This window comes from Streptomyces hygroscopicus (assembly GCF_026168105.1).
In the GTDB taxonomy this organism is placed as follows: domain Bacteria; phylum Actinomycetota; class Actinomycetes; order Streptomycetales; family Streptomycetaceae; genus Streptomyces; species Streptomyces hygroscopicus_D.
The window spans coordinates 38,180-63,264 of record NZ_LBMW01000016.1 but is presented as its reverse complement, the minus strand read 5'-3'; the positions used below and the strand labels follow the sequence as shown (position 1 = coordinate 63,264).

General features: G+C 70.5%; 22 protein-coding genes, 1 other RNA gene and 2 pseudogenes. 14 read left to right on the top strand and 11 right to left on the bottom strand.

Annotated elements, in window-relative coordinates; all coding sequences use genetic code 11:
- The first annotated feature begins 32 nt into the window (after window positions 1-32).
- From AAW14_RS17455 to AAW14_RS17445, 3 genes are all read left to right on the top strand, one after another.
- Window positions 33-1,910: an NB-ARC domain-containing protein gene (locus tag AAW14_RS17455; protein WP_265564775.1), complete on the top strand. Its 1,878-nt coding sequence runs from the start codon at window positions 33-35 to the stop codon at window positions 1,908-1,910.
- Between the two features lie 249 nt (window positions 1,911-2,159).
- Window positions 2,160-3,584: a hypothetical protein gene (locus AAW14_RS17450; protein WP_265564774.1), complete on the top strand. Its 1,425-nt coding sequence runs from the start codon at window positions 2,160-2,162 to the stop codon at window positions 3,582-3,584.
- The gene (locus AAW14_RS17445; protein WP_265564773.1) at window positions 3,581-4,855 is read left to right on the top strand and encodes a hypothetical protein; all 1,275 of its coding nucleotides are present in this window, start codon (window positions 3,581-3,583) and stop codon (window positions 4,853-4,855) included. The genes AAW14_RS17450 and AAW14_RS17445 overlap by 4 nt, the downstream gene beginning before the upstream one ends.
- 367 nt (window positions 4,856-5,222) lie before the next feature.
- Here AAW14_RS17445 and AAW14_RS17440 read toward each other — a convergent pair whose 3' ends face one another.
- Window positions 5,223-5,552, bottom strand: a complete 330-nt coding sequence (locus tag AAW14_RS17440; RefSeq protein WP_265564772.1) for a hypothetical protein — start codon at window positions 5,550-5,552, stop codon at window positions 5,223-5,225.
- A gap of 362 nt (window positions 5,553-5,914) precedes the next feature.
- Between AAW14_RS17440 and AAW14_RS17435 the strand changes: the two genes are divergently transcribed.
- Both AAW14_RS17435 and AAW14_RS17430 read left to right on the top strand, forming a co-directional pair.
- Window positions 5,915-6,565, top strand: coding sequence for a DUF4328 domain-containing protein (locus tag AAW14_RS17435; protein ID WP_265564771.1), 651 nt, complete (start codon window positions 5,915-5,917; stop codon window positions 6,563-6,565).
- A 367-nt stretch (window positions 6,566-6,932) separates the two neighbouring features.
- Window positions 6,933-7,340, top strand: coding sequence for a hypothetical protein (locus AAW14_RS17430; RefSeq protein WP_265564770.1), 408 nt, complete (start codon window positions 6,933-6,935; stop codon window positions 7,338-7,340).
- 171 nt (window positions 7,341-7,511) lie between these two features.
- On the opposite strand, the gene rnpB is transcribed toward AAW14_RS17430, so the two are convergent.
- From rnpB to AAW14_RS17415, 3 genes and pseudogenes are all read right to left on the bottom strand, one after another.
- Window positions 7,512-7,917, bottom strand: an RNA gene (rnpB, locus tag AAW14_RS17425) — RNase P RNA component class A.
- 124 nt (window positions 7,918-8,041) lie between these two features.
- Window positions 8,042-8,821 (bottom strand): annotated as a pseudogene (locus tag AAW14_RS39755) (DMT family transporter); the annotation flags it as partial.
- 19 nt (window positions 8,822-8,840) lie between these two features.
- On the bottom strand, window positions 8,841-9,713 hold the full coding sequence (locus tag AAW14_RS17415) for an AraC family transcriptional regulator (protein ID WP_416223325.1): 873 nt from the start codon (window positions 9,711-9,713) through the stop codon (window positions 8,841-8,843).
- A gap of 282 nt (window positions 9,714-9,995) precedes the next feature.
- Here AAW14_RS17415 and AAW14_RS17410 point away from each other — a divergent pair.
- The 3 genes and pseudogenes from AAW14_RS17410 to eda all read left to right on the top strand — a co-directional run.
- Window positions 9,996-10,481 (top strand): annotated as a pseudogene (locus AAW14_RS17410) (hypothetical protein); the annotation flags it as partial.
- 101 nt (window positions 10,482-10,582) lie between these two features.
- Window positions 10,583-11,383 (top strand): peroxide stress protein YaaA, encoded by an 801-nt coding sequence (gene yaaA / locus AAW14_RS17405; RefSeq protein ID WP_265564767.1) that lies wholly within the window; start codon window positions 10,583-10,585, stop codon window positions 11,381-11,383.
- A gap of 178 nt (window positions 11,384-11,561) precedes the next feature.
- Window positions 11,562-12,236, top strand: a complete 675-nt coding sequence (gene eda / locus AAW14_RS17400; RefSeq protein ID WP_265564766.1) for a bifunctional 4-hydroxy-2-oxoglutarate aldolase/2-dehydro-3-deoxy-phosphogluconate aldolase — start codon at window positions 11,562-11,564, stop codon at window positions 12,234-12,236.
- Here the strand turns inward: eda and AAW14_RS17395 are convergent.
- The 3 genes from AAW14_RS17395 to AAW14_RS17385 are packed head-to-tail and all read right to left on the bottom strand — an operon-like array spanning window position 12,211 to window position 15,269.
- Window positions 12,211-13,608 (bottom strand): bifunctional RNase H/acid phosphatase, encoded by a 1,398-nt coding sequence (locus AAW14_RS17395; protein WP_265564765.1) that lies wholly within the window; start codon window positions 13,606-13,608, stop codon window positions 12,211-12,213. The genes eda and AAW14_RS17395 overlap by 26 nt on opposite strands.
- Window positions 13,609-13,620: 12 nt before the next feature.
- Window positions 13,621-14,364, bottom strand: a complete 744-nt coding sequence (locus AAW14_RS17390; RefSeq protein WP_265564846.1) for a zinc ribbon domain-containing protein — start codon at window positions 14,362-14,364, stop codon at window positions 13,621-13,623.
- A complete protein-coding gene (locus tag AAW14_RS17385; RefSeq protein ID WP_265564764.1) occupies window positions 14,361-15,269 on the bottom strand; it encodes a Nif3-like dinuclear metal center hexameric protein in 909 nt (302 codons plus the stop codon). The genes AAW14_RS17390 and AAW14_RS17385 overlap by 4 nt, the downstream gene beginning before the upstream one ends.
- 254 nt (window positions 15,270-15,523) lie before the next feature.
- On the opposite strand from AAW14_RS17385, the gene AAW14_RS17380 reads away from it, so the two are divergent.
- Both AAW14_RS17380 and AAW14_RS17375 read left to right on the top strand, forming a co-directional pair.
- Window positions 15,524-16,813 (top strand): hypothetical protein, encoded by a 1,290-nt coding sequence (locus tag AAW14_RS17380; RefSeq protein ID WP_265564763.1) that lies wholly within the window; start codon window positions 15,524-15,526, stop codon window positions 16,811-16,813.
- A gap of 48 nt (window positions 16,814-16,861) precedes the next feature.
- Complete coding sequence (locus AAW14_RS17375) at window positions 16,862-17,026, top strand: hypothetical protein (protein ID WP_265564762.1); 165 nt, start codon at window positions 16,862-16,864, stop codon at window positions 17,024-17,026.
- A gap of 200 nt (window positions 17,027-17,226) precedes the next feature.
- Here AAW14_RS17375 and AAW14_RS17370 read toward each other — a convergent pair whose 3' ends face one another.
- From AAW14_RS17370 to AAW14_RS17360, 3 genes are all read right to left on the bottom strand, one after another.
- Window positions 17,227-18,183, bottom strand: coding sequence for a 3-oxoacyl-ACP reductase (locus tag AAW14_RS17370; RefSeq protein WP_265564761.1), 957 nt, complete (start codon window positions 18,181-18,183; stop codon window positions 17,227-17,229).
- Window positions 18,184-18,342: 159 nt separating this feature from the next.
- Window positions 18,343-19,419, bottom strand: coding sequence for a Zn-dependent alcohol dehydrogenase (locus tag AAW14_RS17365; protein WP_265564760.1), 1,077 nt, complete (start codon window positions 19,417-19,419; stop codon window positions 18,343-18,345).
- A 29-nt stretch (window positions 19,420-19,448) separates the two neighbouring features.
- Window positions 19,449-20,306 carry a MaoC/PaaZ C-terminal domain-containing protein gene (locus tag AAW14_RS17360; RefSeq protein ID WP_265564759.1) on the bottom strand — a complete coding sequence of 286 codons (858 nt, stop codon included), beginning with the start codon at window positions 20,304-20,306 and terminating at the stop codon, window positions 19,449-19,451.
- 246 nt (window positions 20,307-20,552) lie between these two features.
- Here AAW14_RS17360 and AAW14_RS17355 point away from each other — a divergent pair, with 246 nt between their 5' ends.
- The 4 genes from AAW14_RS17355 to AAW14_RS17340 all read left to right on the top strand — a co-directional run bounded on the left by AAW14_RS17355 (window position 20,553) and on the right by AAW14_RS17340 (window position 24,246).
- Window positions 20,553-21,464 carry an ABC transporter ATP-binding protein gene (locus AAW14_RS17355; RefSeq protein WP_265564758.1) on the top strand — a complete coding sequence of 304 codons (912 nt, stop codon included), beginning with the start codon at window positions 20,553-20,555 and terminating at the stop codon, window positions 21,462-21,464.
- A complete protein-coding gene (locus tag AAW14_RS17350) occupies window positions 21,464-22,180 on the top strand; it encodes an ABC transporter permease (protein ID WP_265564757.1) in 717 nt (238 codons plus the stop codon). Before AAW14_RS17355 ends, AAW14_RS17350 begins: the two co-directional genes overlap by 1 nt.
- 17 nt (window positions 22,181-22,197) lie before the next feature.
- The gene (locus tag AAW14_RS17345; RefSeq protein WP_265564756.1) at window positions 22,198-23,502 is read left to right on the top strand and encodes a sensor histidine kinase; all 1,305 of its coding nucleotides are present in this window, start codon (window positions 22,198-22,200) and stop codon (window positions 23,500-23,502) included.
- A gap of 111 nt (window positions 23,503-23,613) precedes the next feature.
- Complete coding sequence (locus AAW14_RS17340) at window positions 23,614-24,246, top strand: response regulator (protein WP_416223324.1); 633 nt, start codon at window positions 23,614-23,616, stop codon at window positions 24,244-24,246.
- Window positions 24,247-24,295: 49 nt separating this feature from the next.
- Here AAW14_RS17340 and AAW14_RS17335 read toward each other — a convergent pair whose 3' ends face one another.
- Window positions 24,296-24,748, bottom strand: coding sequence for a hypothetical protein (locus AAW14_RS17335; protein ID WP_265564754.1), 453 nt, complete (start codon window positions 24,746-24,748; stop codon window positions 24,296-24,298).
- Window positions 24,749-25,085 lie beyond the last annotated feature (337 nt).

Sequence of the window (25,085 nt, the reverse complement as noted above, 5' to 3'; positions counted from 1 at the left end):
GATCCCACCTTCTCAAGGCAATGGACGACGCCATGGACTCCTTGGGATCCCGCTGTTGCCTGCTGTGGGGTCTTGCCGGCTCGGGGAAGACCACCCTCGCGCTCGCATGGGCCAGTTCCCGGCTGGAAAACTACCCGCACGGGCAGCTCTTCGTCGACATGCAGGCATACGCGAACGCGCCGCGCATAGAGCCTCGTGACGCTCTGCGCACATTTCTCGCCGCCCTCGGGGTCAGCCATGCTGATCTGTCGGACGACAGCAGTTGGGGCAACGCGTTCCGTGCGGCGACAGCGGGCAAGAAGTGCATCGTCATGGTCGACAACGTGTCGTCGTACGACGACGTCAAAGAACTCGTCCCCGGCATGGGGTCCAGCTTGATCGTGACCAGCCGCCGAGCCATCCCCGAAATGATTGTTCGTCACCAGGCACAGGTGCTGAAGCTGCCGCTGCTGAGCAGCGAGGAGGGTATCGAACTGCTGGCGGAGCGTGTGGGCTTCGTCCGTGTCGGCAGGGACAATCCCAGTGCGGCCCGGATCGTCGAGTTGCTGGAAGGACACCCGTTGGCTCTGGCCATCGTGGCGGCCAAGCTCGCGGTCCATCCCACCTGGGATCTGCAGGACGCACTCACGGGCATCCAGGCCGGGGCCACCCCGCTACGGTTTCTCGACGACGCCGAGCTGGGCATCGAGGTCGGCAGAGTCATCTCGTGGTCCGTAGAGGACCTGGACGCCGAGACGAAGTACGTTCTCTACGCAGCCGCGATGCTGCCCACCACCGAGCTCTCCAGCACCGTACTCCGCCTCATCCTGGACCAGGACGAGCGCACATGTGACCGGACCCTTCGCACGCTGAGCCTTGTCTCTCTGATCGATGAGATCCGCCTGGGGCACTATCGGATGCACGACATCATTCGATCCTATCTGTCCGAGACGCGCTCCCAGGTGCTCAGTGCTTCCCAGCAGTCGGACATCGCTCACCGGATCCGCACCACCTACCTCGCCCTCACGTTCGCCGCCGATCGCGCGATCGACCCCAATCGACACCCGATCGGCCTGGGCGAGACTCCCGAACGGATCGCGAACGAGGTCAGGTTCACCGTTCCGGAGGCCCTGGCCTGGTTCAGCGCCATCACACCGTCCGTACTGCGCTTGATGGACGAAGCCTCGGATGCGCACGACTACGAGTTCGTGACCCGCTTCGCCTGGTGCGTCAACACGTATCTGTACTGGCGACAGGACGTCTCCAAGACCCTCGCGGTCCAGGAACGTGCCCTCAGCGCGGCCATCGCCGGCGACAGCCCGATGGAGGCTCACTGCCGGCGCGGGCTCGGGAGGGCCCTGGCAGACGCAGGTGAGCTCGCGTCTGCGAAGGAGCAGCTGATGTCGGCTCTCGAGATCGAGACGGCTCGGGGAGACACACGCCGGGCTGCCTCGACACACCATGCGATGGCCGAGCTGTCCCTTCGGTCGGGTGACTACCGTCAGGCTCTTCGGTGGGGTCTGCGCGCTGCCAGGGAGTCCCGTCGCCGTAACAACGCCGTTCGCGAGGCGCGGGGGCTGTACGACGCGGCGCGTGCCCTTGTCGAGCTGGGGCGGTACTCCTGGGCGGAGGACTTGGGCCTGCGAAGCCTGTCGATGTGCGAGGACCAGGCGAACGCCTACGGCCGAGCGCTCGCTCTGCGGATTCTGGGCACGGTGGGAGTGAGGTCCGGCGACCTCGAGAAGGGCTGCACCTGGCTGGAGCGCGCGTGGAGAGCCGAGGATGCACTGGGCAACTCACGCTCCGTTCGGGCGATTCTGCACCAACTCGAGGATGCCTATACGCAAGCCGGCAACACCAGTGCCATCAAGGACGTCCACCGGGCTCTCACCGACCTCGACCGTTTCATCGGCGCGGACGAGTCAAGATGAAGCGGTGACGACATGGCTCTGCGTCACACACCCCTCGTCACAGCTGATCGGTTGGCCAGCCCGCAGTCGTACCGGCAGCTGTCGCGACGGGCGGAGGATGAGGAGTTCCGCGCCGCACTCGAAGCTCTCCTCGGCGCAGAGGCGTTCGGCGCCTTGTGCCGGGCCGTTCTTACCGAGGGAGCCGTCAGTCTGACGGGGCTCATACCACCGGCCCACTTCGAACGGTTTCGGCGGACATACGACGCGGAGATGCAGAACAGGGGTAGCCGCGGCGCGCTTCACAGCTATCTGGACATCGTCTCGTCGACGCCGTTGCTGGGCAGCTCGGGTTTGTGGTCGGCGGTCGCACATCCGCTTGTCGTGGTGGTGATCGCCCATGCTCTAGGCGGCCCGATCAAGATCGTCGACTTACGAGCCAAGGACACCTATCCCGTCGATGTCGTTGCCCGCGACAACACTCTGCACTTGGACAACAGTCCCTTCATCGACGAATACAAGATGGTCGTCACGTGGACGCTCGGCACCACGAAGGGGCCCGCGGGACAGGGGCTCACGTACCTGCCCCGTACGAACCGGCTCTTCAGGCAGTGCTTCGTGGAAGCCGACGAAAGCGTGTGGAGCGACGAGGATGCCTGCGTCTTTCCGTCCAAGGCACGTGTTGACCAGGCCCTCGCCCTTCAGTCCGGCTTCCTTCACGAAGCCGGCCCGCTCGTGGTCCACCTGACAGACCTCGAGGCGCCGTGCCACACGATCTTCGCTGCGAGCCGGCTGGTCCATCATCGGTACCGGACCTCCGCCGGAGCTGCCCGGAGCGCGGTCATGGCATCCTTCCACCGCACCGATGACAGCGCCGAGATGCTCGGCGCGCAAGACTCCTGCCGTTCGCCGCTCCAGCGGTTCCTCATGGCGGGTGGGTCACGGGAGCAGTTCCTTGAGGCCCTGCGCGGCGAAATGCCAAGGATCGTCGCAGCCGTGGACCGGATGGCCGCCGAGCAGGACCTGGTCGTGGACCCGCGGCGCCATCTGCTCACCGGCGATGCTTTCGACGAGTGGTATGCACGGCAGTGCGCGGGCGTCACGCTCAACGACTTGCGTTCTGATCGCATGGCACAGAGCCCCACCCGCGCCTCTTCCTCCGTCGAGTGGCTCGTTCAGCGGCTGCAGTACGACGTGCAGGGCCCTTTGAACATGCCTTTCTTCTCCGACATGAGGGAGTCGCGCCGCAAGCGAGCGCGCATCCGGCTCCGGGAGATGTCCCCCGAGGACATCTGCGAGGTGGTCGAGACGGAGTGCGCGCGATCGCCGCATTTCGCCGCTTTGCTGCGCGGGGAGACCTCCGACGCATCGGTCGGGGACCTTCTCACCTGTCTGGCGGAGCTCGACCGGCTGCTCCGGACGTCGCCGGAGCGGGCGGGTGGCGGCTCGTACTCGGGGGCGACGGACGAGCGGGCTGCCCGGTCGCTGCCCTCGTTCGTCGAAGACCTCAGGGTCACCGCGGGCTGGCTGGAGGACGACGACACGGACTCGGTGATCACGGCGACAGCCTTCGCTCTCCTGGCCTCTGCTCTGGGCTCGAGGTGGTTCGGCCTCGGCGATGCCGGTCGACGGCTCACACAAAGGCTCCTCCAGCAGTACCTGACGCGGGTGAGCTCCACTCCAGGCACGCCGATATGACGCCGGACCGCCACGGCCTCGGCGTCTACCTGCAGTCCGTCAACGAGGAAGTACAGACACTCAAGATGTCTTCGGAGCTGTGGTTTCGCAGCCCTCCGTTGCACGAGATAAACGTGAACGACAGGTTCGTGCGGTCTCTTGTCGGAGCGGGATTGGAATGGACCGCCTCCGCGTCGACAGCTTGCGGTGAACACGCGGAGTCTCAACCCGACCGGCTGTGGAGCAAATACTGGGACGCGGCCACGCACAGCCGGGACATCGCAGTCCATTTCGGCGCGCCCGGCCATCGGACCCTGCGCGAGTACTTCACGGTCGACACCGGACGAAGCGGCGAAGTCGCCCTTGCCCGTGCACGGCGCACCGTCACGGCGCACTCGCCGGCGGATTACCTGTTGCAGACCATCGACCGCGTTTCCGCCGCAACCGGCGCAGCTCCCGCGCAGTCCTGTCGAAGAGTCATGAGTCTGCTGTCAAGGGATTGGCCGCGATCAGTCCCTGCACACCAGGATCCATCAGGTGCTGCGCTCACCGCTTCTCAGGTGCTGCGCGAGTTCCGCGACTCGGTCGAGGCACGAACATCCGCGCGACGTCGCCCGCACCGCGCGTCGCCCGATCCCGGTACCGGTCCCAATCCCGGTACCGGTGGCCCGTCGGTGCTCCTCACGGCAGCGGAGGCGCGGGAGCTCGCGTCGTCGTACATGCTGGGCCGGTTCTGCTTCACGGCGCAGGAGTGCCTCATGGCCATGAGGCTGGTTGGCACACCAAGGCTGCAAGCCGCACTGTTGGCCGTGCAACTCCAGCTCACCGCCGGCTCCCTCGGGCCGCTCGACAGGCTCGTGACCGCATTCGGGACTCCGCGAGCATTGCTGCCCTTCACGGAGGCGTTCGTCAATCGTCATGGTTACGGTTCGTCGCGACTCTCATTGTCCCCTAATCCCAAGCTGATCACGGTTCTCTGCAACAACGTCGTGCCGGCCATAGCCGGGGAACTGCTCCGGAAAGGCGCTCACGCCGAAGACTTGGACGCCGACACGGTGCGCGCGGGCGTCGTCGCGGCGCGACGGCGTCACGTTTTCGAGATATTGATCGCTTTGTTCGATCGAGTGGACGGTCCGGATCCGAACACAGTGCAGCTGTCCGGTTTCAGCATGCGCGTGTGCCCTGCGCTCGTGCCGTTCACTGCTTTTCTCGAAACATGGCTTCCATACCACTTCGCCAGACTCCCACGAGGCGGGCCTGCGCCCCTCGAGCGGAAGATCGGTGATGTGTGATGTGTGAGTGTTCTGTGGCTGGATGTGGCGCAAGTCCGCATCACAGGTGACGGGTATCAGCCTGGCGGCGGCTCGCAGCGAGCGTATGAACCCAGCCAGGGCGGATGAAACAATCGAGGTCGCGGTAGGTCAGATTCGCACCCTCACACGCGATGGGGAAAAGTACCTCTGGTTCGTGCTGAAACTGTGAGCGCACTGAGGCGGTCGGCCGTTTCCTGGGCCGTCGGCAACCGCATGACGCTCGATGGCCGGCCCACACGGGCCGGGCCGGACCCCGCCCCGGCCCGCGCCAAAGGTCCGCTGTGGCGGCGATGTTCTGCGCGCGCCCGCCTTGTGTCGACGAGGATCGGCTCGAATGGTCCGGCGGTCAGCGTTCGATGACCTCGATGTGATGCTTCAGTTCCCCGGCGATGCGTGCCGTGTCTCCGCCTGCGGGCATGCGCCAGTCCGTTTCGATGCCCGCTTCTACGGCGGGCTCTGAGCTGAAGCGGATCAGGTCCGGGGAGGGAAGGAAGGCGTCGCGGAGCCAGGCGATGAAGACGGCCGCTTCGTCGGCGGTGTTGTCGGTGAGGACGACGGTGTCACGGCCCTCCCCCGCCAAGAACCCCGACGGCTGGAACCTCGACCTGGCCGCCTTCGGCACCGCCCTCGATTCCGCGTTCCCCGAACATGGGGTGGTCGAGCACAACTTCTTCACAGGTAGGATCATCGCGACGCGCCCAGGTCTCTTCCGGAGCCTGCCGCGGCTTTCCGCAGTCACACCCTCCAACGGCCTTCGGCATGTGGGGAGTTCGGTCGACGGAGCAGGCCGGGGAACGGCAGCAGACCGCAGGGGTTCTTCGTCCGCCGCCCTGACCAGGCGATGCGAGCGGGAACCGTCACCGGGCACCAGCGCAGCCTGTTCGGCCGGTGTTCGGGTGGCCGCAGGAGTCCTGCGGCCTTCTCCGGCCCACGGGGTGGCGCGCACGTTCACCGGTCCTCGCTCGTGGGTGAGGACGTTTTTCTTTGGGGGGTTCTGTCATGTCCTACGGTCCTGTCGGTAGACCGGCCGGCGGTCCCGTGCTGCGTTCGGCCAAGAGTCTGGCTGCCGCTGTCTCGATACTGCTCGGTGTCGCCGCGGCGGTGGACATCTTCGCCGTCCGGGCCGGTGTCGGCCTGTACGGCCACCTGGGCAGTGCGCTGACCGGCCAGGCCGTCCACGACGCACACGTCCTGGACGCAGCCGGGAAAGCCCAGATCGGTGCCGTTCTGGTCACGGGGGTCGTCTTCATCACCTGGTTGTACCGGGTACGCGTCAACGCCGAGTACTTCGCACAGGACGTGTGCACCATGGCCCGTGGGTGGGCCATCGGCGCATGGTTCGTCCCCGTCGGCAACCTGTGGCTGCCCTACCGCGTCGCAAGCGAGATCTGGCAAGCCAGCGCCCAGAACGCACCCGACGGCTCCTGGCGCACCATCTCAAAGGCTCTGGTCACCGCCTGGTGGACCCTGGCCATCACCTCCGCGGTCATCGGCCGGGCCGGCTCCATCCTCACCGACTCGGCCATCACCCTCGCCGGCCTGCGTCACGCGGTCGCCCTCACCGCACTCGGCGACCTCCTCAACGCGGTGGCAGCCGTCCTGGCCATCGTGTTCGTCCGCAGACTCACTCGCATGCAACAAGCGCCGCATCCTTCCCCCGCCGCCGTCCGACCGTGGCCGACACCCTGAGCCCTGCCAGGCCCAGCCTCCTGCCGACGGGGAGTCCGGATGTCGCGTGCATCAGGCCATCCGTCAGGACGTCCCAGATGGGCTCGCCTTGTTCTTCCGGAGCACGCCTCAAAACGGCGATGGGCCGTCACGGATCCCGCCGGCAAGCGGCGTCGGGGCGGCCGCATGGCACGCCAAGGTCCCTCACCGCGCGGCGTCGCCCGCCTCGGGCGCAGAACCGCTGTCTGTCGGCGACTGACCGTAACGCGATCGCCCGCCTCACACCAGCCATAGCACAGAAAGCGCATACATGGACGTATCGGCTACCTTCACCTTGTCGCGGCGCCAGCTCCGCATCGCTCTCCGCAACGCACCGGTGATGCGGAGAATGACGATCGCCTTGGCGCTGGTTAGCGTGTTCACGCTGTTGAAAGTGCTCGTGGACGGGAAGATGGGCACGTTCGGTTACGTCTGCCTCGCCGTCCTGGTCCTCGTCCAGGCACTGGGCACACCGATGGCCGCACGCCGTGCCGCCGCCCAGATGCGGGGACCGTGGACCGTGCGGATCACCGACACCAACTATCACCTGCAGACCGCGGTCAACCAGGCAACAGTGCGCTTGGACGCCTACCGCGACGCCCGCTTCCACCGTGGGTTCTGGTACCTGACCAGCCCCACCGGCACCAGCTTCTTTCCCGCTGCTGTGTTCACCACCGACGAACAGGCCCAACTGGCACAGCTGTTCGCCCACCGCCTGCCCCGACGCAAGAGGCCGTGGTACCGCCCCTACTCCTGACCGGTACGAGGCCGCATGTCTGAGCTTGACTCTGTCGTGACCTTCCTCAGCTACGCCGAACTCGGGCGGAAAATGCGCGGGCCCGAATTCGACCCGGATTCGACCCGGATTCGACCCGGGAGCTTTGTTCAGCGCGAAAAAATTGCCTCTGACCTGCGGAAATAAGAGCGGCAGACGAGTCGGGCTGTACGCCGGGTTCTGTCCCGAAGGGTCCTCGCGGGCCCTTCGGTGACGGCCATCCATCTAGGGCCGGCGTTGCCGCCGGCCTCGTGCGGTCTACCCGCGGACTCGGGCGGGCAGCCCTCAAGCGTCCGCGCAGAGCCGCCTGTGACAGCGGCTCCTTTTGACCTTGCTCCAGGTGGGGTTTACCTAGCTGCCCAGGTCACCCTGGGCACTGGTGGTCTCTTACACCACCGTTTCACCCTTACCGAGGACCGAGATCCCCGGCGGTCTGTTTTCTGTGGCACTGTCCCGCGGGTCACCCCGGGTGGCCGTTAGCCACCACCTTGCCCTGTGGAGCCCGGACGTTCCTCGGGGAGGTCCACCAGGGCCTCCACGCGGCCGTCCGCCCGGCTCGTCTGCCGTATCGACCATGGTACCGGGCGCCTGCCGCGCCCCGGTCCGGAGGCCTGTCCCGCGGCGGCGAGCACCGAGCCCGCCAGGATCAGGGCGAAGGCGGCGAGGATCCCGGCCGTGAGGCGTTCTTCCAGGAAGAGTGCTCCCGCCGCCACCGCGATCGCCGGATTGACGTACGTGATGACGGTCGCCCGGGCCGGCCCGGCCTCCTTGATCAGCTCCAGGAAGGCCACGAAGGCCACGGCCGTGCAGATCACGCCGAGGCCGGCCAGCGCGGCCAGGACCGGTGCGGACGGTACGCCGGCCGGCCGGCCGGCCGCGGCCGCCGGGGCGTAGACCAGCGCTGCAAGGGTCAGGCAAGGCGCGGTGAGCTGGAGCGAGGGGACATCCTTGAGGTGCCGGGCGGCTATCAGCGGTGCGGTCGCGTATCCGAGGACCGTCAGCAGCACCTCCGCCAGCGAACGCGCGTCGCCACCGGTCAGATGCGGGACCGTGAGGACCGCGACGCCGCCCAGGCCGAGTGCGAGCCCGGCCACCCGCCGCACGCCCAGCCGCTCGGTGTCGCCGAAGAACCGGGCCAGGACCAACCCGACGATCGGTACGCCCGCGATCAGCAACCCGGCCGTGGAACTGGACAGATGCCGTTCGGCGTCGGTGAGTGTGAACCAGGGGCCCATGATCTCGATGCACGCGAAGGCCAGCATGGGCCGCCAGTGCGCCCGTACGACCCGGGGCAGGCCCCCTTGCCGTACCGCGAAGGGGAGCAGGAGTGCGGCGCCCAGCGCACAGCGCGTGAACACCACCACGGACGGGGACACGGCATCCACCGCCACCTTGATCATCAGATAGGGGATGCCCCAGACCACTCCCATCAGGGAGAACAGAAGCCAGCCGCGTGCAGTCATACGCCGAGTTTCGGCCGCGTCAGGCCTGCGTGTCTTGAACGCTGTTGCGGTACGCCGTCGTGGCCACGCCCGCGCGGTACGCCGCCGGGGTCACCCCGAGCACCCGCCGGAACCACCGCGTCAGATGCGCCTGGTCGGCGAAGCCCACGAGCTCGGCGACCTCGGCCGGACGCACTCCGCGCTCCAGCAGTCCGCGGGCCCGGGACACCCGGTACTGGGCGAGCCAGGCGTACGGCGGTATCCCCATCGTCGTACGGAAGGCGCGCAGAAGCTGGTACCGGGACAGGCCCAGGTCGGCGGCGAGGTCGGCGAGGGAGGGCGGGGCGGCCAGTTCGTCGGCCAGGCGGTCACGTACGACGTGGGCGACGGACGCGGCGCCGGGGACCGTGTCGGAGACCGGACGGGCGGCGGAGTGGCGGCGGGCGAGAGCCGTGAGCAGCCACGGCAGCCGGGACTCGGCCTCCAACGGGTCGGGGCAGGCGCTGAGTTCGGTGTGCGCGAGACGGAATGCGGCGGCCAGCTCGGGGTCGTCGAGGAGCGGTTCGCGAAAGTGCGGGGGTCCGCCGAGGGTGCCGTCGGCGAGCAGTGCGGGGTCCGCGTACAGGGCGCGGTAGGCGTAGCCGTCGGTTGCGGTGGCCGGGCCGCCGGTGTGCATCTCGCCGGGGGCCAGGACGACGATGGAGCCCGGGCCGGTGCGGATGTGGCCCCCGCGGTAGTCGATGACCTCCGAGCCGCCGACGCAGACTCCGATGGTGAACTCCTCGTGGGCGTGCGGGGCGTAGACGTGCTTGTCGAAGCGGGCGGTGAGAAGGTCGAGCGGCGGGCCGCAGCGGCCGAGGCGCGCCCTGGTCCACCAGGCCTGTTCCCGCGTGCTCACCGTGTCCCCTTCCATTCCCCGCCAGGCGGTGTCGGACACCGCCTGGGATGCAACGCCTGGAGGCCCCGTTTCCATGCCGCGTACCTCCGGTACGCCTCCGTCGGCGCCCGCAGCCAGCCGGGGGCACGAGTCCCGGCGGCCTCCAGGGCCTCGGCCGGAACCTGCCGCACAGCGCCCCACGGCCGGGGCCCGGGTGATGGGCGCGGCCGTGGTGCGGACGGTCGACGTCGTGACAGCCGGGTGCCCCGGCCGCCCGGAGCCGGCGGGGCTGTTGGTGCGACCGGACGGGTTCACGCGGTGGGCCACGGGCACGGGCCCGGGCTCCGGGCCCGCCGGGGATCCGGGGCAGACACTCGGCGACGCTCCGGAGCGGTGGTCCGGGGCGGCGGCCCCTGTGTGAGAGCCCCCGTGCTGCTGCGCGACTGGCAGGTGCTGCACGGGGTGATGCTGTTCCTGGACGTCTACGCCGTCGTCTTCGTCGTCGCCCTGCACGCGGCCTCCGTGGTCCGCCCGCACGTCCTGGACGCCGTCTGTCTGCGGGTCCGCCGCGCCGTCCATGTCGATCTGCGCATACCGCTGGAGCGGATCGCGACCGTGCGCCACGAGCTGGTGACCACGCACGGGCGCGCCGACGGCGAACTGAACCTCCCCGTCGGCTCCCAGACGTCCGTAACGCTCGAACTCACCGAGCCGGTCGCTTACTTCACCCTTTTCGGCCGCAGGCGGGAGGTCTGCGTCGTCCGCGTGCACGTCGACGACGCCGACCGTTTCGTCCGAGCGGTCGTACCGACGGGGGCCCGGGGACCGAGCCCCGGGGACGGAACCGCGTCGGCGGGACCCCGTAATCTGGCGCAGGCCCCACCACTCGTCCTCGAGGAGAATCCGTGCTCGTCCTGCTGCCGCCCTCCGAAAGCAAGGCGTCCTCGGGGCGTGGCGCCCCGCTGAAGCTGGAGTCGCTGTCGCTGCCGGGACTGACCGCCGCGCGTGAGGCCGTCCTCGAGGAGCTGGTCGGGCTGTGCGAGGGCGACGAGGACAAGGCACGCGAGGTGCTGGGGCTCAGTGAGGGGCTGCGCGGCGAGGTCGCCAAGAACGCCGGGCTGCGGACCGCGGGGGCGCGGCCGGCCGGGGAGATCTACACCGGTGTCCTCTACGACGCCCTGGACCTCTCCTCGCTCCCCACGGCGGCCAAGCGGCGCGCGTCCGCGTCCCTGCTGGTCTTCTCCGGGCTGTGGGGCGCGGTCCGCGTGACGGACCGCATCCCCTCGTACCGCTGCTCGATGGGTGTGAAACTGCCCGGGCTCGGCGCGCTGGGTGCGTACTGGCGTACGCCGATGTCCGCGGCCCTGCCCGAGGCCGCCGGCGACGGCCTGGTGCTCGATCTGCGCTCCTCCGCGTACACGGCCGCGTGGAAGCCCAAGGGCGAGGTCGCGGGGCGGACTGCGACCGTGCGGGTGCTGCACTCCCAGATCGTCGACGGGGTGGAGAAGCGGTCGGTCGTCAGCCACTTCAACAAGGCGACGAAGGGGCGGATCGTCCGCAGTCTGCTGACGGCGGGGACCACGCCCAGGGACCCCGCGGAGCTGGTGGAGGCGCTCCGGGACCTGGGGTACACGGTGGAGGCCGAGGCACCGGCCAGGGCGGGAAGGAGCTGGTCGCTGGACGTTGTGGTGACGGAGATCCACTGACCGTGTCGGGGACCGCCAGGGCTGGACGTTCCCGCTGGCCTGGGCAGTCGTAGAAACAGCCGTTGGGCAGTCCTAGGTTCCGTTGGGCAGTCGTAGCAGCCGTTGGGCAGCCACAGCGGTCGTTGCAACCTGTGCAACGACCTTTGCGCATGCTGCACACCCCGGGCAGGATGAGGCCATGGCCTCACCGCTGCCCCCGTCGCCGTCCGCGGCCTCGGTCCTGGACCTCGCGCCCGTCGTCCCCGTCGTCGTCGTGCGGGACCCCGCCGACGCCGTACCGCTCGCGCGGGCGCTGGTGGCGGGCGGGCTGCCCGCGATCGAAGTGACGCTGCGCACGCCGGCCGGCCTCGGCGCGATCCGGGCGGTCGCGGACCAGGTCGCGGGCGCGGTGGTCGGGGCGGGCACGGTCATCACTCCCGGGCAGGTGGCCGCCTGCGTGGCTGCGGGCGCGCGCTTCCTGGTCAGCCCCGGATGGACGGACGCGCTGCTGGCGGCGATGCAGGCGTCCGGAGTGCCGTTCCTGCCGGGGGTGTCGACCACCTCGGAGGTCGTGGCGCTCCTTGAACGGGGCGTGCGGGAGATGAAGTTCTTCCCCGCGCAGGCGGCGGGCGGCACCGCATATCTGAAGTCGCTGGCCGGACCGCTCCCGCAGGCCCGCTTCTGCCCGACGGGCGGGATCGGCCCGGCCGACGCCCCGGAGTATCTGGCCCTGCCCAACGTCGGCTGCGTGGGCGGGACTTGGATGGTCCCGCAGGACGCGCTCGCTGCGCATGACTGGGCACGCGTCGAGCGGCTGGCGCGGGAGGCTGCGGGGCTGCGCCGCCCGCTCAGCGCAGGTGGGACGTGTCGTTGAGCAGGCGCAGGCTGGCGTTGCCGTCCGCGTAGTACGCCACCGCGGTCAGGGAGGCGGCGGACAGCTCCATGCGGAACAGCGCCTGCGGGGGTGCGCCGAGCGCAAGCCGGACCAGGGTCTTGACGGGCGTGACGTGCGAGACGAGCAGCACCGTGCGGCCCGCGTACGAGGCGATCAGCTTGTCCCGCGCGGCGGCGACCCTGCGGGCGACGGCCGCGAAGCTCTCGCCGCCACCGGTGGGCGCGGCCTCCGGATCGGCCAGCCAGGCGTCCATCTCCCGCGGGTACCGCTCGCGGACCTCGCCGAACGTCAGGCCCTCCCAGGCGCCGAAGTCGGTCTCGCGCAGCCCGTCCTCGACACTCACCCCGAGACCCAGGCGGGCGGCGACGATCCCGGCGGTCTCCCGGCAGCGGGCGAGGGGCGAGGAGACGACGGCCCGGACGGTCCCCCGCGCGGCGAGCGCACCGGCGACGAGCTCGGCCTGGCGTCGGCCGACTTCGGAGAGGGACGGGTCGCCGCCGCCGCTGCCGGAGAACCGTTTGAGGGGGGTGAGGGGCGTCTCGCCGTGACGCAGCAGGACGAAGGTGGTGGGGGTGCCGAGGTCGGGCGGAGCGGAGGCGACGTTCCGGGCGGCCCGGACCTCGGCCGTCACTGCACCGCCGCCGGAAGGCTCAGCCGCGCTCACAGCCGCTTTCGCGGCCACACCGGCAGGCGCGTTCGCAGCCACACCGGCAGGCGCGTTCACACGCGCGTTCGCAGCGCTCATGGTCTGCGCGCCCGGCTGGTCCGCCTCGCCACGCCCGGCCGGTGCGCGCGTGGCGGTGCCCGTCAGAGCCGCCCGCACCCGTGCCGCGCCGACGGTCGCTTCACCCGGGGTGCCCAGCTCCTCGGCTGCCGTCAGGCCCGGGATGCCGGTGGTCCCGGACCCCGTCACGCCCGACCGGGACGGCTCCCACCGCTCCCCCCGGCTCCCCGCGTCCATCGCCTCGTTGGCCAGACGGTCCGCGTGCTTGTTGCGGTCGCGCGGGATCCACTCGTAGGTGACCCGGTCGCCGGGGAAGACGGCGGCGGCCTGCATCGCCAGGGGCCTCATGGCCGGGTGCTTGATCTTCCAGCGGCCCGACATCTGCTCCACGACGAGCTTGGAGTCCATACGGACGTGGACGCGCGCGGCCGGGTCCAGGTCATGCGCCGCGCGCAGCCCGGCCAGCAGTCCCCGGTACTCCGCAACGTTGTTGGTGGCGACGCCGATGAACTCGGCCCGTTCCGCCAGCGTTTCGCCCGTCGCGGCGTCGCGCACCACCGATCCATAGCCCGCGGGCCCCGGGTTGCCCCGGGACCCGCCGTCGGCCTCGACGATGAACTCCCGCACGTCGTACGCCTCTTACAGGCCCGACTCGGACGTGCGCACCAGGATGCGGCGGCAGTTCTCGCAGCGGACGACCGTGTCGGGGGCGGCCGCGCGGATCTCGTTCAGTTCGGTGATCGCCAGCTCCTGGCGGCAGCCCTGGCAGGTGCGCTGGTACAGCTTGGCCGCGCCGATGCCGCCCTGCTGCTCGCGCAGCTTGTCGTAGAGCTTGAGCAGGTCCGCGGGGACGGAACCCGCGATGACCTCGCGCTCCTTCGTCACCGACGCGGCCTCGCCGTCGATCTCCTCGAAGGCCGCGTCCCGGCGCGCCGTGGCGTCGTCGATCTTCGACTGCACCGACGCGACCCGCCCGGTCAGCTCGGCGACCCGCTCCTGCGCGCCCTCGCGGCGCTCCATCACCTCCAGGACGACGTCCTCCAGGTCGCCCTGGCGCTTGGCGAGCGAGGCGATCTCGTGCTGGAGGTTCTCCAGGTCCTTCGGGGAGGTGACCGCGCCGGAGTCGAGGCGCTGCTGGTCACGGGCGGCGCGCTGGCGCACCTGGTCCACGTCCTGCTCCGCCTTCGTCTGCTCGCGGGCGGTGTCGCTCTCCTCGGTCTGCGCGGCCACCAGCAGGTCGCGCAGCTGGGTGAGGTCCTTGGTCAGCGACTCGATCTCGGCGTGCTCGGGCAGGGACCTCCGCCGGTGCGCGAGCTGCTGCAGGCGTACATCGAGGGACTGGACGTCGAGGAGTCGGATCTGGTCGGCGGGCGCGGCGTTCAGTTGGGGGCTCCCGGGGCATCGGAGGAGGCGCGCGAAGCGCTCCTTGGAGGGGTGGTGGCGGGCGACGGGTGGGAGGACGCCGCGTGGGCGGTCCAGGGGTCGGTGACCGTCTTCGAGACATGGACGCGAAGGTCCCATCCGTACCGGTCGGAGATCTCGTCGAGTTGGGTGGCGGCCAGCTCGCACCAGGGCCATTCGGTGGCCCAGTGCGCCGCGTCGAGCAGCGCGAGAGGACTGTGGGCGCGAGCCGCCATGAACTCTGACGCCGGGTGGTGGCGCAGGTCCGCGGTGAGGAAGGCGTCGACGCCGGCCACGCGGACATCGTCGAACAGGCTGTCGCCGGAGCCGCCGCTGACGGCGACCGTGCGCACCGTCGCCCCGGGGTCGCCGGCGACGCGGATGCCCTGCGCGGTGGCAGGCAGCCGCTCGGCGGCGCGTGCGGCCAGCTCGCGGACGGTCAGCGGGTGGTCGAGCTCGCAGACACGGCCGAGGCCCCGGCGGCCCTCCGGGTCGGTCGGGTCCGGGACGAGGGGTCGGACGACCCGCAGGTCGAGCGCGCCGGCGAGGGCGTCGCTGACACCGGGGTCGGCGCGGTCGGCGTTGGTGTGGGCGACGTGCAGCGCGATGTCGTTCTTGATGAGGGTGTGCACCACACGGCCCTTGAAGGTGGAGGCCGCCACCGTCGTCGTACCACGCAGATAGAGCGGGTGGTGGGTGACCAGCAGGTTCGCTCCCAGTTTCACCGCCTCGTCGACGATCTCCTGGACCGGGTCGACGGCGAAGAGGACCCGGGCGACCTCTTGGTCGGGGTCGCCCACGACCGTGCCGACCGCGTCCCAGGACTCGGCCCGCTCGGGGGGCCACAGGGTCTCCAGCGCGGCGATGACTTCAGACAGACGGGGCACGGGGAAAGGCTACCTGCCCCGGGTCCGTGCCCCACCTGTCGCGGGTCCTTCCACCAGTCCGGACTTCCGGGCGAGCGCTCCGCACGGCGCGGAGGGGTGTGTGCGGATGGGGCGCGCGCCCCCTCGTGCAGCACATCCGCCCCCATTTCCTCAGGCGAACCCCGGGACGAACACCCTTATGTGTGAAGCGTCCACCCAGGGGTGTCACGTCTGTGCGTACGAAAACTAGCTTCGTCGCCGGAGGTGACCGAACGATGACGGTCTGTGCTCTCACGTCCACCACGGCGAACGGTTACGAGGGGGCGGCCCGGCCCGGATGCGTGATCACCGCGGACGGGTCCTACGCGGCGCGCCTCGCCCTGGACGGCGAGTCCTGGTATCCGGAGCGCTGGACCCTGGACGGCCCGGAACCCTACGCGGTACCGCTGCCCGGCAACCAGCCGGAGGAGCCCGGTACGGAAGTGCAGCCGATGGCCGACGGCCGGGTGCTGATCCACCGTGTCGTGGCCGGGCGACACCTGTTCTCGCTGCTGTACCCGACGGGGCCGGGGACCGGCGAACTGCAGCTGGGCTCGGTGGACTGCCCGGACGGCGCGACCCGGCTGTGGCTGCTGCCGCCCGCGCCGACGGGGGACCGCGCGTTCGCGCTCATGGCGGGCCCGGTGTCCACGACGGTGTGGCTGGTGGCGGGCGGGCGGTTCGGGCCCGAGCAGCTGGCTCAGGTGCCGGGCCGGTGCTCGGGCGGGGTGTGGCTGGACCGCGTGGACCGGATGCTGGCCCTGGACCGCACACCGGACGGGGGCCCCACGAAGACGGTGGTGGTGGATTTGGCGCGGGGCGGGGAGGTGTCGCCGCTGCTGCAGATCGCGGACGGGAGCGACGACCGGTTGCTGCTCGCGGATGCGGACAGCGGTCTCCTGCTGATCCGCTCGGACGCGCCGTCCCCGGGCCACGGCAGGCTGGGCTGGGGGGTGTTGGGAAGCATGCTGCCGGTACGTTTTCCCGAGTGCCTGCAGCTGGACGGGCCGGTGACCCCCTTCGCGATCCAGCCGGGACAGGCGCTGATGCCGGAGAGCTGCGCGGTGGCGCTGCGGATCGGCGGCGCGTCGGGCAGCTGGGTCGGGGTGTGGTGTCCGGCGGAGGGCCGGGTCCATCATCTGGCGCCTCCCGAGGGGTGGTTGGCGGGGGCGGGGCTGTGGACGCCGGACGGGATGCTGCGGCTGCCGTATGCGACGGCGGCGGTGCGGTGCGGGGTGGCGGGGGTGTGGGCGCCCGCGGGGACGACCGGTCCCGGGACGCGGACGGCGGGCGAGTGGGCGGTTCCGGAATCCACGGAGCGTACGGAGCGGACGCACCAGGCGGCCGCGCGGCCGGTGCCGTTGCAGCAGGCGCCGTTGTGGAGGCGGGTGGAACCGGAGGAGGTTCCCCTGGTGATGCTCCGCGAGACGCCGCCGGTGACCGGGCTGCGGCTGGAGCGGCGGGAGAGGAACGGACACGGCGCGACACCCCTGACCCCCGACGCGTCTGTCAGTGCGGCCCGTTAGACTCGCCCGGCTGTACGAAGGATCATGTTGACGGGGTGAACACTTCCGATGAGCGACATCAGTACCACAACGCTTCCGCCTGCCGAGGCCCAGGAGAACCCGGGGCACGGCCGGCACCGCGGGCCGGTCTCCGCCGAGGACCACGAGGCGGCTCCGCACGGCCGGCACCGCAAGCCGTCCGAGCAGTCCGGACAGACCGGCACGGCGGCCTGACGTCACGGGGAACCACACACTGACGGGGCGTCAACTCCTCTGATCGAGACCGGTTGCCGCACCCGCACGGCCCCGCCCGTTCCCTGACGGGCGGGGCCGTTCCGTGTGTGCTGCCCCTGGGCGCGCGGGACCGTTCCGCCCGGGCTCCCCGGATTGACGGGTCCGCCCTTCGCGTGCCTCCCTCGACGGCGTCCGATCGCTCAGTGGTCCGCCGACGCCCGGCCGTGCCTGAGCCCGAGTACCTCCACCGCCCCGAACGTCTCGCCCTTCGGCCGCTGCGCATAGTGCTCGGTCAGCAGCGCGTCGAGTTCGTCGTAGGTGAAGGCGTCCTGCTTCGTGTCGAACCTGGCCCGCACCCGGGGCCGTTCGACGATCGCCACCATGCCGCCGTGCACGACGAGGAGCTGTCCATTTATCTGTGCGGCCGCGGGTGAGGCCAGATAGCCGACGAGGGGGGCGACATGCTCGGGGGCCAGCGGGTCGAGACCTTCGCCCGGCTCGTCGAGCCCGGCGAAGACGTCCTCGGTCATCCGGGTCCGGGCGCGCGGGCAGATCACGTTCGCCGTCACTCCGTACTTGGCGAGGGCGAGGGCCGTCGAGGTGGTGAGGCCCACGATCCCGCCCTTGGCCGCCGCGTAGTTGGGCTGCCCGGCAGAACCCGCCAGGAACGCCTCGGAGGAGGTGTTCACGATCCGCCCGTACACGGGCCCGTCCGCCGCCTTGGACCGCGCCCGCCAGTGCGCGGCGGCGAAGCGGGTCGTGTTGAAGTGGCCCTTGAGATGGACACGGATGACGGAGTCCCACTCGCCCTCGGACATCGAGAAGACCATACGGTCGCGCAGGATGCCCGCGTTGTTGACCAGCACGTCCAGCCGGCCGAACTCGGCGACCGTCAACTCGACCAGTTCACGGGCCTGTTCGAAGTCGGCGACGTCCCCGGTGTGGGCAACGGCCCGCCCGCCCGCCGCGCGGATCTGGGCGGCGACCGCCTCGGCCGGGGCCGCGGACGCCTCGCCCGAGCCGTCCCGGCCCGGCTGCCCGTAGTCGTTGACGACGACGGCCGCGCCGAGCCGAGCCAGCTCCAGCGCCTCCGCGCGGCCCAGCCCCCGGCCCGCGCCCGTGACGACCGTGGACAGCCCATCGAGTGGCAGTGACATCGGATCCCCTTCACTCCAGGCACTACGGGTGGGTTCAACTCCAGGCATTACGAGTGCGTCCGACCCCGGGCAAGCCGGGCGGGTCCGACCCCGGGCAAGACGGGCGGGTCCGACCCCGGGCAAGACGAGTGGGTCCGACCCGAGGCAGGACGGGCGGGTTCAGATCTCGATGCACGTACGCAGCGCCGTACCCGTCCGCATCTGGTCCAGAGCCTCGTTGATCTCGGCGAACGGCACCCGGTGGGTGATCAGGCCCGCCAGATCGATGCGCCCGGCGCGCCAGAGGGCGATGGCCCGCTCGTAGGAGCGCACCACGTCCCCGCCGCCGTACAGGGACGGCAGGATCCGCTTCTCGTCGAAGAACAGCTCGAACATGTTGAGCCGGAGGAAGTCGTCCATGGCGCCCGCGCCGACCACGACGAGCGTGCCGCCGCGCCGCGTGTTCTCGTACGCCGTGCGGGCCGTGGCCGACCTGCCGACGACCTCGAAGACGTAGTCGAAGCCCTCGCCGCCGGTGACCTGCTGCTTGGCGTCCGGCAGTTCGTCGGGCGACACCGCCTTCGTGGCGCCGAACCTGAGGGCGGACTCGCGGCGCGAGACGACCGGGTCGACGGCGACGATCTCCGCCGCGCCCCTGAGCCGCGCGCCCTGGATCGCGGAGATGCCGACTCCCCCGCAGCCGATGACGGCGACGGACGAACCGGCCTCCAGGTCCGCGGTGTTGAGCGCGGCACCGAGCCCGGTCGTCACCCCGCAGCCGATGAGCGCGGCAATGTCGAAGGGCACGTCGTCCGGGATCGGCACCGCGCAGCCCGCGTCGACGACGACCTCCTCGGTGAAGGTGCCGGTGCCCGCGAAGCCGAAGACGTCACCGCCGGGGCGCTTGAAATTGGGGGTGCCCGCGTTCATGAACCCCGCCAGGCACAGCTCGGTCTGGCCGCGCCGGCACGCGGGACAGGCTCCGCAGGCCGGCAGCCAGCAGACGACCACACGGTCACCGGCCTTCAAGTGGCCGACTCCCTCGCCGACTTCGAGGATCTCGCCGGCGCCCTCATGGCCGGGTACGAAGGGAGCGGGCTGCGGCAGTACGCCGTTCATCGCGGACAGGTCCGAGTGGCACAGCCCGGTGGCGCGCACCCGGATCCTGACCCTGCCGGGGCCGAAGCCCGTCGCCTCGACGTCGTCGAGGACCTCCAGCTTGTCCTGGCCGATCTCGTGCAGTACGGCTGCGCGCATGGTGCGGCTCCCCTCGAGGACTCGGTGGCTCAGGAGTGTTCGACGATCGTGTCGGTGAGGACCGGCGCGTCGTCCCGCTCGACCGCGCTCACGGCCGCGCGCACCTCCCCCTTCCGCCGCCACAGGCGGATGCGCAGGGTCTCGCCCGGGAAGACGACGCCGGCGAAGCGCGTGGAGTAGGTGCGGACGCGGGTCACGTCCCCGTCGAGCAGCGTGTCGACGACCGCCTTCAGCGTCATCCCGTAGGTGCACAGGCCGTGCAGAATGGGCCGCTCGAACCCGGCGAGCTTGGCGAACTCGGGGTCGGCGTGCAGCGGGTTGCGGTCGCCGGAGAGCCGGTAGAGAAGGGCCTGGTCCTCGCGGATCCGCCGCTCGACCACCTTCTCGGGTTCGCCGACGGGCGCCTCGAGACGGGTGAAAGGCCCCCGGTCGCCGCCCCAGCCGCCCTCTCCTCGTACGTAGATCTGCGCGTCGTTGGTCCACAGCGGGCCCTCGGCGTCTGTGACATCCGTGCGCATGACGAGTACGGCGGCCTTGCCCTTGTCGTACACGGCCGCGATACGGGAGGTGGCCCTCGCCCTGCCCTCGGCCGGGATGGGGCGATGGATCTCCAGGGTCTGACCGCCGTGCAGGACACGGGCGAGGTCGACGTCCACACCGGGCATGGACAGGCCGCCGATGACGCCCGGGGAGCCCGCGCCCGCGACGGTGGCGAAGCTCGGCAGGACGTGCAGCCGGGACTCCAGGGTGTAGCGCAGCTCGCCGGGGTCGGTGGCGGGGACTCCCGCGCCGATGCCGAGGTGGTAGAGCTGGACGTCCTTGGGGGTCCAGGTGAGTTCACCGGTCCGTGGCTCGGCCGCGAGGGCCGTGGCTGCGTCGATGGGCATGTGACTCCTGAGAGGTCCAAGACCCCGGTGCGGCCGTCCGCACCGTCGGCCGCACCGAGGTCGTCACGGGCCGGAATGGAACGCGTTCCAGTCCGGCGCCCCCTGTATAGCCCAGCGCTCCTTCGTTGTGAAGGCTCCTGACGTCGTGTCAGGTCAAGGGGCGATGTGCGCCGTGACATTTGTCCTGCCGGAGTCCGTACAGGAGCATCTGCCGCCGGGCGCCCCGCTCTCCGTACCGTCGACGTCATGACGAAGACGACTGGGACACCGCCCGCGGTGTCCTTCACGGGGGCGGTCAGGACCTACGGCGCCCTACGCGCGATCGACGGCGTCGATCTGGAGATCGCGACCGGCGAGACGGTCGCGCTGCTCGGCCGCAACGGCGCCGGGAAGTCCACGACGATCTCGCTGCTGCTCGGCCTGAACGAGCCCGACGAGGGCACGGTGGAACTCTTCGGCGGGCCCCCGGAGCGCGCCGTGCGCGCGGGCCGGGTGGGAGCCATGCTGCAGGAGGCGCGGGCGGTGCCCCGGGTCACCGTTCGCGAGCTGGTCGCCTTCGTGGCCGGCCGCTACCCGGCCCCCCTGCCCGTCGCGCGGGCCCTTGAGCTGGCCGGGATCGCGGACCTCGCCGGGCGGCGCGTGGACCGGCTCTCGGGCGGGCAGACCCAGCGGGTGCGGTTCGCGGTGGCGCTCGCCGGCGACCCCTCACTTCTCGTCCTCGACGAGCCGACGGCGGCCCTGGATGTGGAGGCACGGCACGTCTTCTGGACGTCGATGCGGGCGTACGCCCGCCGTGGTCACACCGTCCTCTTCTCCACCCACTACCTGGAAGAGGCGGACGCGCACGCGGACCGGATCGTCGTCATCGACCGCGGCCGGGTCGTCGCGGACGGCACGGGCGAGCAACTGCGGCGGGCCGCCGGCGGCAATCTGGTCTCCGTCGACCTGGCCGGCCGGGGCACGGAGGGCCTGGGTCTGCTGCCCGGCGTGCGGTCGGTGGAGGTGCGCGGGGACCGGGCGCTGCTGCGCACGGACGACTCCGACGCCACGGTGGTCGCCCTGGCCCGGCTGGGCGCGATACGGGGCCTGGAGGTCACCCCGGCGTCGCTGGACGACGCGTTCCTGGCTCTGACGGCACCCGAGACGGAGACGGTGTGATGCTGGATTATCTGCGGCTCGAGGTGCGCCGGACGCTGCGCGACGTGGGCTTCGTGATCGGCGGGATCGCGATGCCGGTGATGATGTATCTGCTCTTCACCAACATCGGCGCGAACGACGGCGCATGGAAGACGGCTTCCATGGTGGGCATGGCCGCGTACGGCGCGGTCGGCTCGGCGCTGAACACCGGCGGCGGGGTGGCCGAGGACCGTGCGATCGGCTGGCTGCGGCAGCTGAGGGTGACCCCGATGACCCCGCGCCAGGTCGTCGCAGGCCGGGCGCTGACCGGTTCGGTGACCGTGCTGCCCGCGATCGTCGCGGTGCTCACGGCGGGCGCTCTGGTCAACGGCGTACGGCTGGCGGTCTGGCAGTGGGCGGCTCTCGCGCTGCTGCTGTGGCTCGGTTCGCTCCCCTTCACCCTGCTCGGTCTCGGCAACGGCTACCGGCTGACCGCGCAGACCACGGGCGTGGTGAACATGGTCTGCAACCTGGGGCTCGCGGTGCTCGGCGGCCTGTGGTTCCCGACGGCCCTGTTCCCCGGCTGGCTGCGCTCGGTGTCCGCGTACACACCGACGCACCGCTTCGCCCAACTCGGCACGTCGGTCGCCGACGGACACGCCCCGGCCGTCGGTGCGGTCCTCGTGCTCGCGGCCTGGTCGGGGGCGTTCGGTTCGTACGCTGTTCTGGCGTACCGCCGGGCCGGGCGGAACGTCTGAACGGGGGGAGCGGGAACATGTCGTGGTCGCAGAAGTTCGCGGGGCACGTGGAGACATGGCGGGCGGCGCTCGAGGAAGGGCGGCGGCAGCAGCGCCACTACCAGGAGAACAAGGCGCGCCTCAAGGCCGAGCACCGGGCCGCGTGCAAGGCCGGGAAGGTCGACGAGCATCCGGGCCCGCCTCCCACCGGTTTCACCCTGCTTCCATGGCTGCTGATGGGGATGGGCGCCTTCTCCAACATCTTCCAGGGCAAGACCCCGAACCCGTGGATCGGGGGGACGGGCCTGCTCGCCTTCAACTCCCTGTACATCTACTTGGTGTTCCGCGCTTTCGACAAGAGGACGCGCGAGGCCGTCTCCACTCGGGTGGCCCTCGGGCTGATGACCGTGGTGACCTGCGGGCTCGCCATCGGCTACGGCGGCAACTGGCTGCTGTTCTTCCCGCTGCTGGGCCTGGCGGCCGGCGCGGTCCTGCGCGGACCGCGCCTGCGCCAACTCGGTACGGTAGTGGCCGTGCTGGCGGGCGCGGTCTCCGGCGTCCGCGACGGCTGGAGCGGGCTCAACATCGCCTATGCCACCTGGATCTCGACCTGGGTGACGGCGGCGATCCTGTCCCTCTCCGAGGCCGTACGGGAGCTGCGCGCCGCCCGCGAGGAGCTGGCCCGGCGCGCGGTGGAGAAGGAACGCATGCGCTTCTCGCGCGATCTTCACGACCTGCTGGGCCACACCCTCTCGGTGATCGTGGTGAAGTCGGAGGCGGCCCGCCGGCTGGCCCCCCGCGATCTGGAGGCGGCACTGGCACAGGTGACGGACATCGAGTCGGTCGGCCGCCAGGCGCTCACCGAGATCCGCGAGGCGGTGACGGGCTACCGCGAGGGCAGTCTGACCACGGAACTGGACCGTGCCCGCTCGGCCCTGACCGCCGCCGGCATCGAACCCGTCGTACGCCGGTCCGGTGCTCCCCTGGTGCCCCAGACCGAGGCACTGCTCGGCTGGGTGGTACGGGAGGCGGTCACCAACGCCGTACGCCACAGCGGCGCGAACCGCTGCGGGATCACCGTCGACAGTACGGCCGAACGCGTCCGGCTGACGGTCTCCGACAACGGCGACGGCGAGCCCTCGGCACCGGCCCCCGCGGGTGTCGGCGGGACCGGTCTGAAGGGCCTGACCGAGCGGCTCACGGCGGCGGGCGGCTCCCTGCGGGCCGGCCCGTCGCCGCGCGGCGGCTTCAAGGTCACCGCCGAACTCCCGGTGGAGTCCGAACTCCCCGGCCGGCCGCCGTACGCCCTACGCGCGGCGGCCACGGCGCCCACGACCGACTGACGACCCGGCTCGCGTCGTCCGCCCATGACGTGGCGCCGTCGCAGGTGTTGGCGCCACCGGGGGCCGCCCGGGCGGGCGCGCACGCCCCGTACGCTTGGCCTCGTGGATGAGATCCCTCCCCGTCACAGGCCGGTGAAATGCATCAGGGTCCTGCTCGCCGAGGACCAGGGCATGATGCGCGGCGCCCTCGCACTGCTGCTCGGCATGGAGGAGGACATCGAGGTCGTCGCACAGGTCGCGGCAGGCGACGCGATCGTGGACGCCGCCTTGGCCCACCGCCCGGACGTGGCCCTGCTGGACATCGAACTGCCGGGGATGAGCGGCCTGGACGCGGCGGCCGTGCTGCGCGAACGGGCCCCGGACTGCCGGGTGTTGATCCTCACCACCTTCGGCCGCCCGGGCTATCTGCGCCGTGCCATGGAGGCGGGCGCCGCGGGCTTCCTGGTCAAGGACGGGCCGGTGGAGGATCTGGCCGCCGCGATCCGGCAGGTGCTGGCCGGCGAGACGGTCGTCGACCCCGCGCTCGCCACGGCCGCGCTCAGTGCCGGTCCCAACCCGCTGACCGTGCGTGAGTGCGACGTCCTGAAGGCCTCCGTGGACGGGGCGACGGTGGCCGACATCGCGGCCAGGCTCCATCTTTCCGAGTCCACGGTTCGCAACTACCTCTCCTCCGCCATCGGCAAGACGGGCACCCGCAACCGCATGGAGGCGATGCGGGAGGCCCGGCAGCAGGGGTGGCTCTAGTACTGCAACGGTGTTCGCCGCGCCTGGTGGCCGAAGAGGTCTCGGCCGATCAGGCGGGCCCGTCCAGGCTGACATAGCACGTGTAATTGCTCCCAGGGTCCTCCGACGGAGTTCCGTTGTATCCGTCTTCCCAGCCGCCCCCGTCCTCGGGGAATCCTGTGTACGCCTCCTTCTTGGTCCCACCGATCCAGAAGTGGGCCTCCCGAGTGTTGTCGACGTCGGAGTCCAGCACGCAGGAGAAGTTGTTCTTGCACCAGAACTTTCCGCTCGGCGCCCCCGAGGAAATAAATTCGACGTACCAGTAGTCGAATTCCTCCGAGCCGATCCCGGTCTGGTAGTGCCGAAGGAACGGTCCGGCACTCTCCCCGTTCTTCAGCGAGTCGATCTTGTACGTATCGGCTTCGACACCACTCTTGGACGCGCTGAACTTCAGAACGACGTTCTGAATGTCCGCACCCCACATGTTGAAGAACCGAACATTGATGGTCCGATCGGTCGACACTTCGAAACCTTCCTTGTCGGATTGGGTGGGCGAGCCCACACGGCACCTCGCCCACCACCAGATGCACGTCGAACCTATTTGGCCTGACAAACCCCCGCAAATGGTGCACGGAGAAACCACTCATATGGCCCCGGCCATATGGCCCCGAGCCGCAGGCGGGCGAAATCGAAGGCGGGGCCGAGGCGCATGCGGAGCCCGGAGGGCCGGTCTGACGAAACGTCAGATTCCCATGGAATGTTCAAGGATTCATTAGTATGCCGAAGCATCGGAATAGTTGCCCGTGCATACGAGGTTTACCCAGCACCTATCCCGCGCGGATCTTCGCGAACGATCCCGC

What these genes read in the sequence shown, in the direction of transcription:
- AAW14_RS17455 (WP_265564775.1), top strand. Translation starts at nt 33, where the DNA reads ATGGACTCCTTGGGATCCCGCTGTTGCCTGCTGTGGGGTCTTGCCGGC.
- AAW14_RS17450 (WP_265564774.1), top strand. Translation starts at nt 2,160, where the DNA reads ATGCAGAACAGGGGTAGCCGCGGCGCGCTTCACAGCTATCTGGACATC.
- AAW14_RS17445 (WP_265564773.1), top strand. Translation starts at nt 3,581, where the DNA reads ATGACGCCGGACCGCCACGGCCTCGGCGTCTACCTGCAGTCCGTCAAC.
- AAW14_RS17430 (WP_265564770.1), top strand. Translation starts at nt 6,933, where the DNA reads ATGACGATCGCCTTGGCGCTGGTTAGCGTGTTCACGCTGTTGAAAGTG.
- AAW14_RS17415 (WP_416223325.1), bottom strand. Translation starts at nt 9,713, where the DNA reads ATGGAAGGGGACACGGTGAGCACGCGGGAACAGGCCTGGTGGACCAGG.
- eda (WP_265564766.1), top strand. Translation starts at nt 11,562, where the DNA reads ATGGCCTCACCGCTGCCCCCGTCGCCGTCCGCGGCCTCGGTCCTGGAC.
- AAW14_RS17380 (WP_265564763.1), top strand. Translation starts at nt 15,524, where the DNA reads ATGACGGTCTGTGCTCTCACGTCCACCACGGCGAACGGTTACGAGGGG.
- AAW14_RS17375 (WP_265564762.1), top strand. Translation starts at nt 16,862, where the DNA reads ATGAGCGACATCAGTACCACAACGCTTCCGCCTGCCGAGGCCCAGGAG.
- AAW14_RS17370 (WP_265564761.1), bottom strand. Translation starts at nt 18,183, where the DNA reads ATGTCACTGCCACTCGATGGGCTGTCCACGGTCGTCACGGGCGCGGGC.
- AAW14_RS17365 (WP_265564760.1), bottom strand. Translation starts at nt 19,419, where the DNA reads ATGCGCGCAGCCGTACTGCACGAGATCGGCCAGGACAAGCTGGAGGTC.
- AAW14_RS17360 (WP_265564759.1), bottom strand. Translation starts at nt 20,306, where the DNA reads ATGCCCATCGACGCAGCCACGGCCCTCGCGGCCGAGCCACGGACCGGT.
- AAW14_RS17355 (WP_265564758.1), top strand. Translation starts at nt 20,553, where the DNA reads ATGACGAAGACGACTGGGACACCGCCCGCGGTGTCCTTCACGGGGGCG.
- AAW14_RS17350 (WP_265564757.1), top strand. Translation starts at nt 21,464, where the DNA reads ATGCTGGATTATCTGCGGCTCGAGGTGCGCCGGACGCTGCGCGACGTG.
- AAW14_RS17345 (WP_265564756.1), top strand. Translation starts at nt 22,198, where the DNA reads ATGTCGTGGTCGCAGAAGTTCGCGGGGCACGTGGAGACATGGCGGGCG.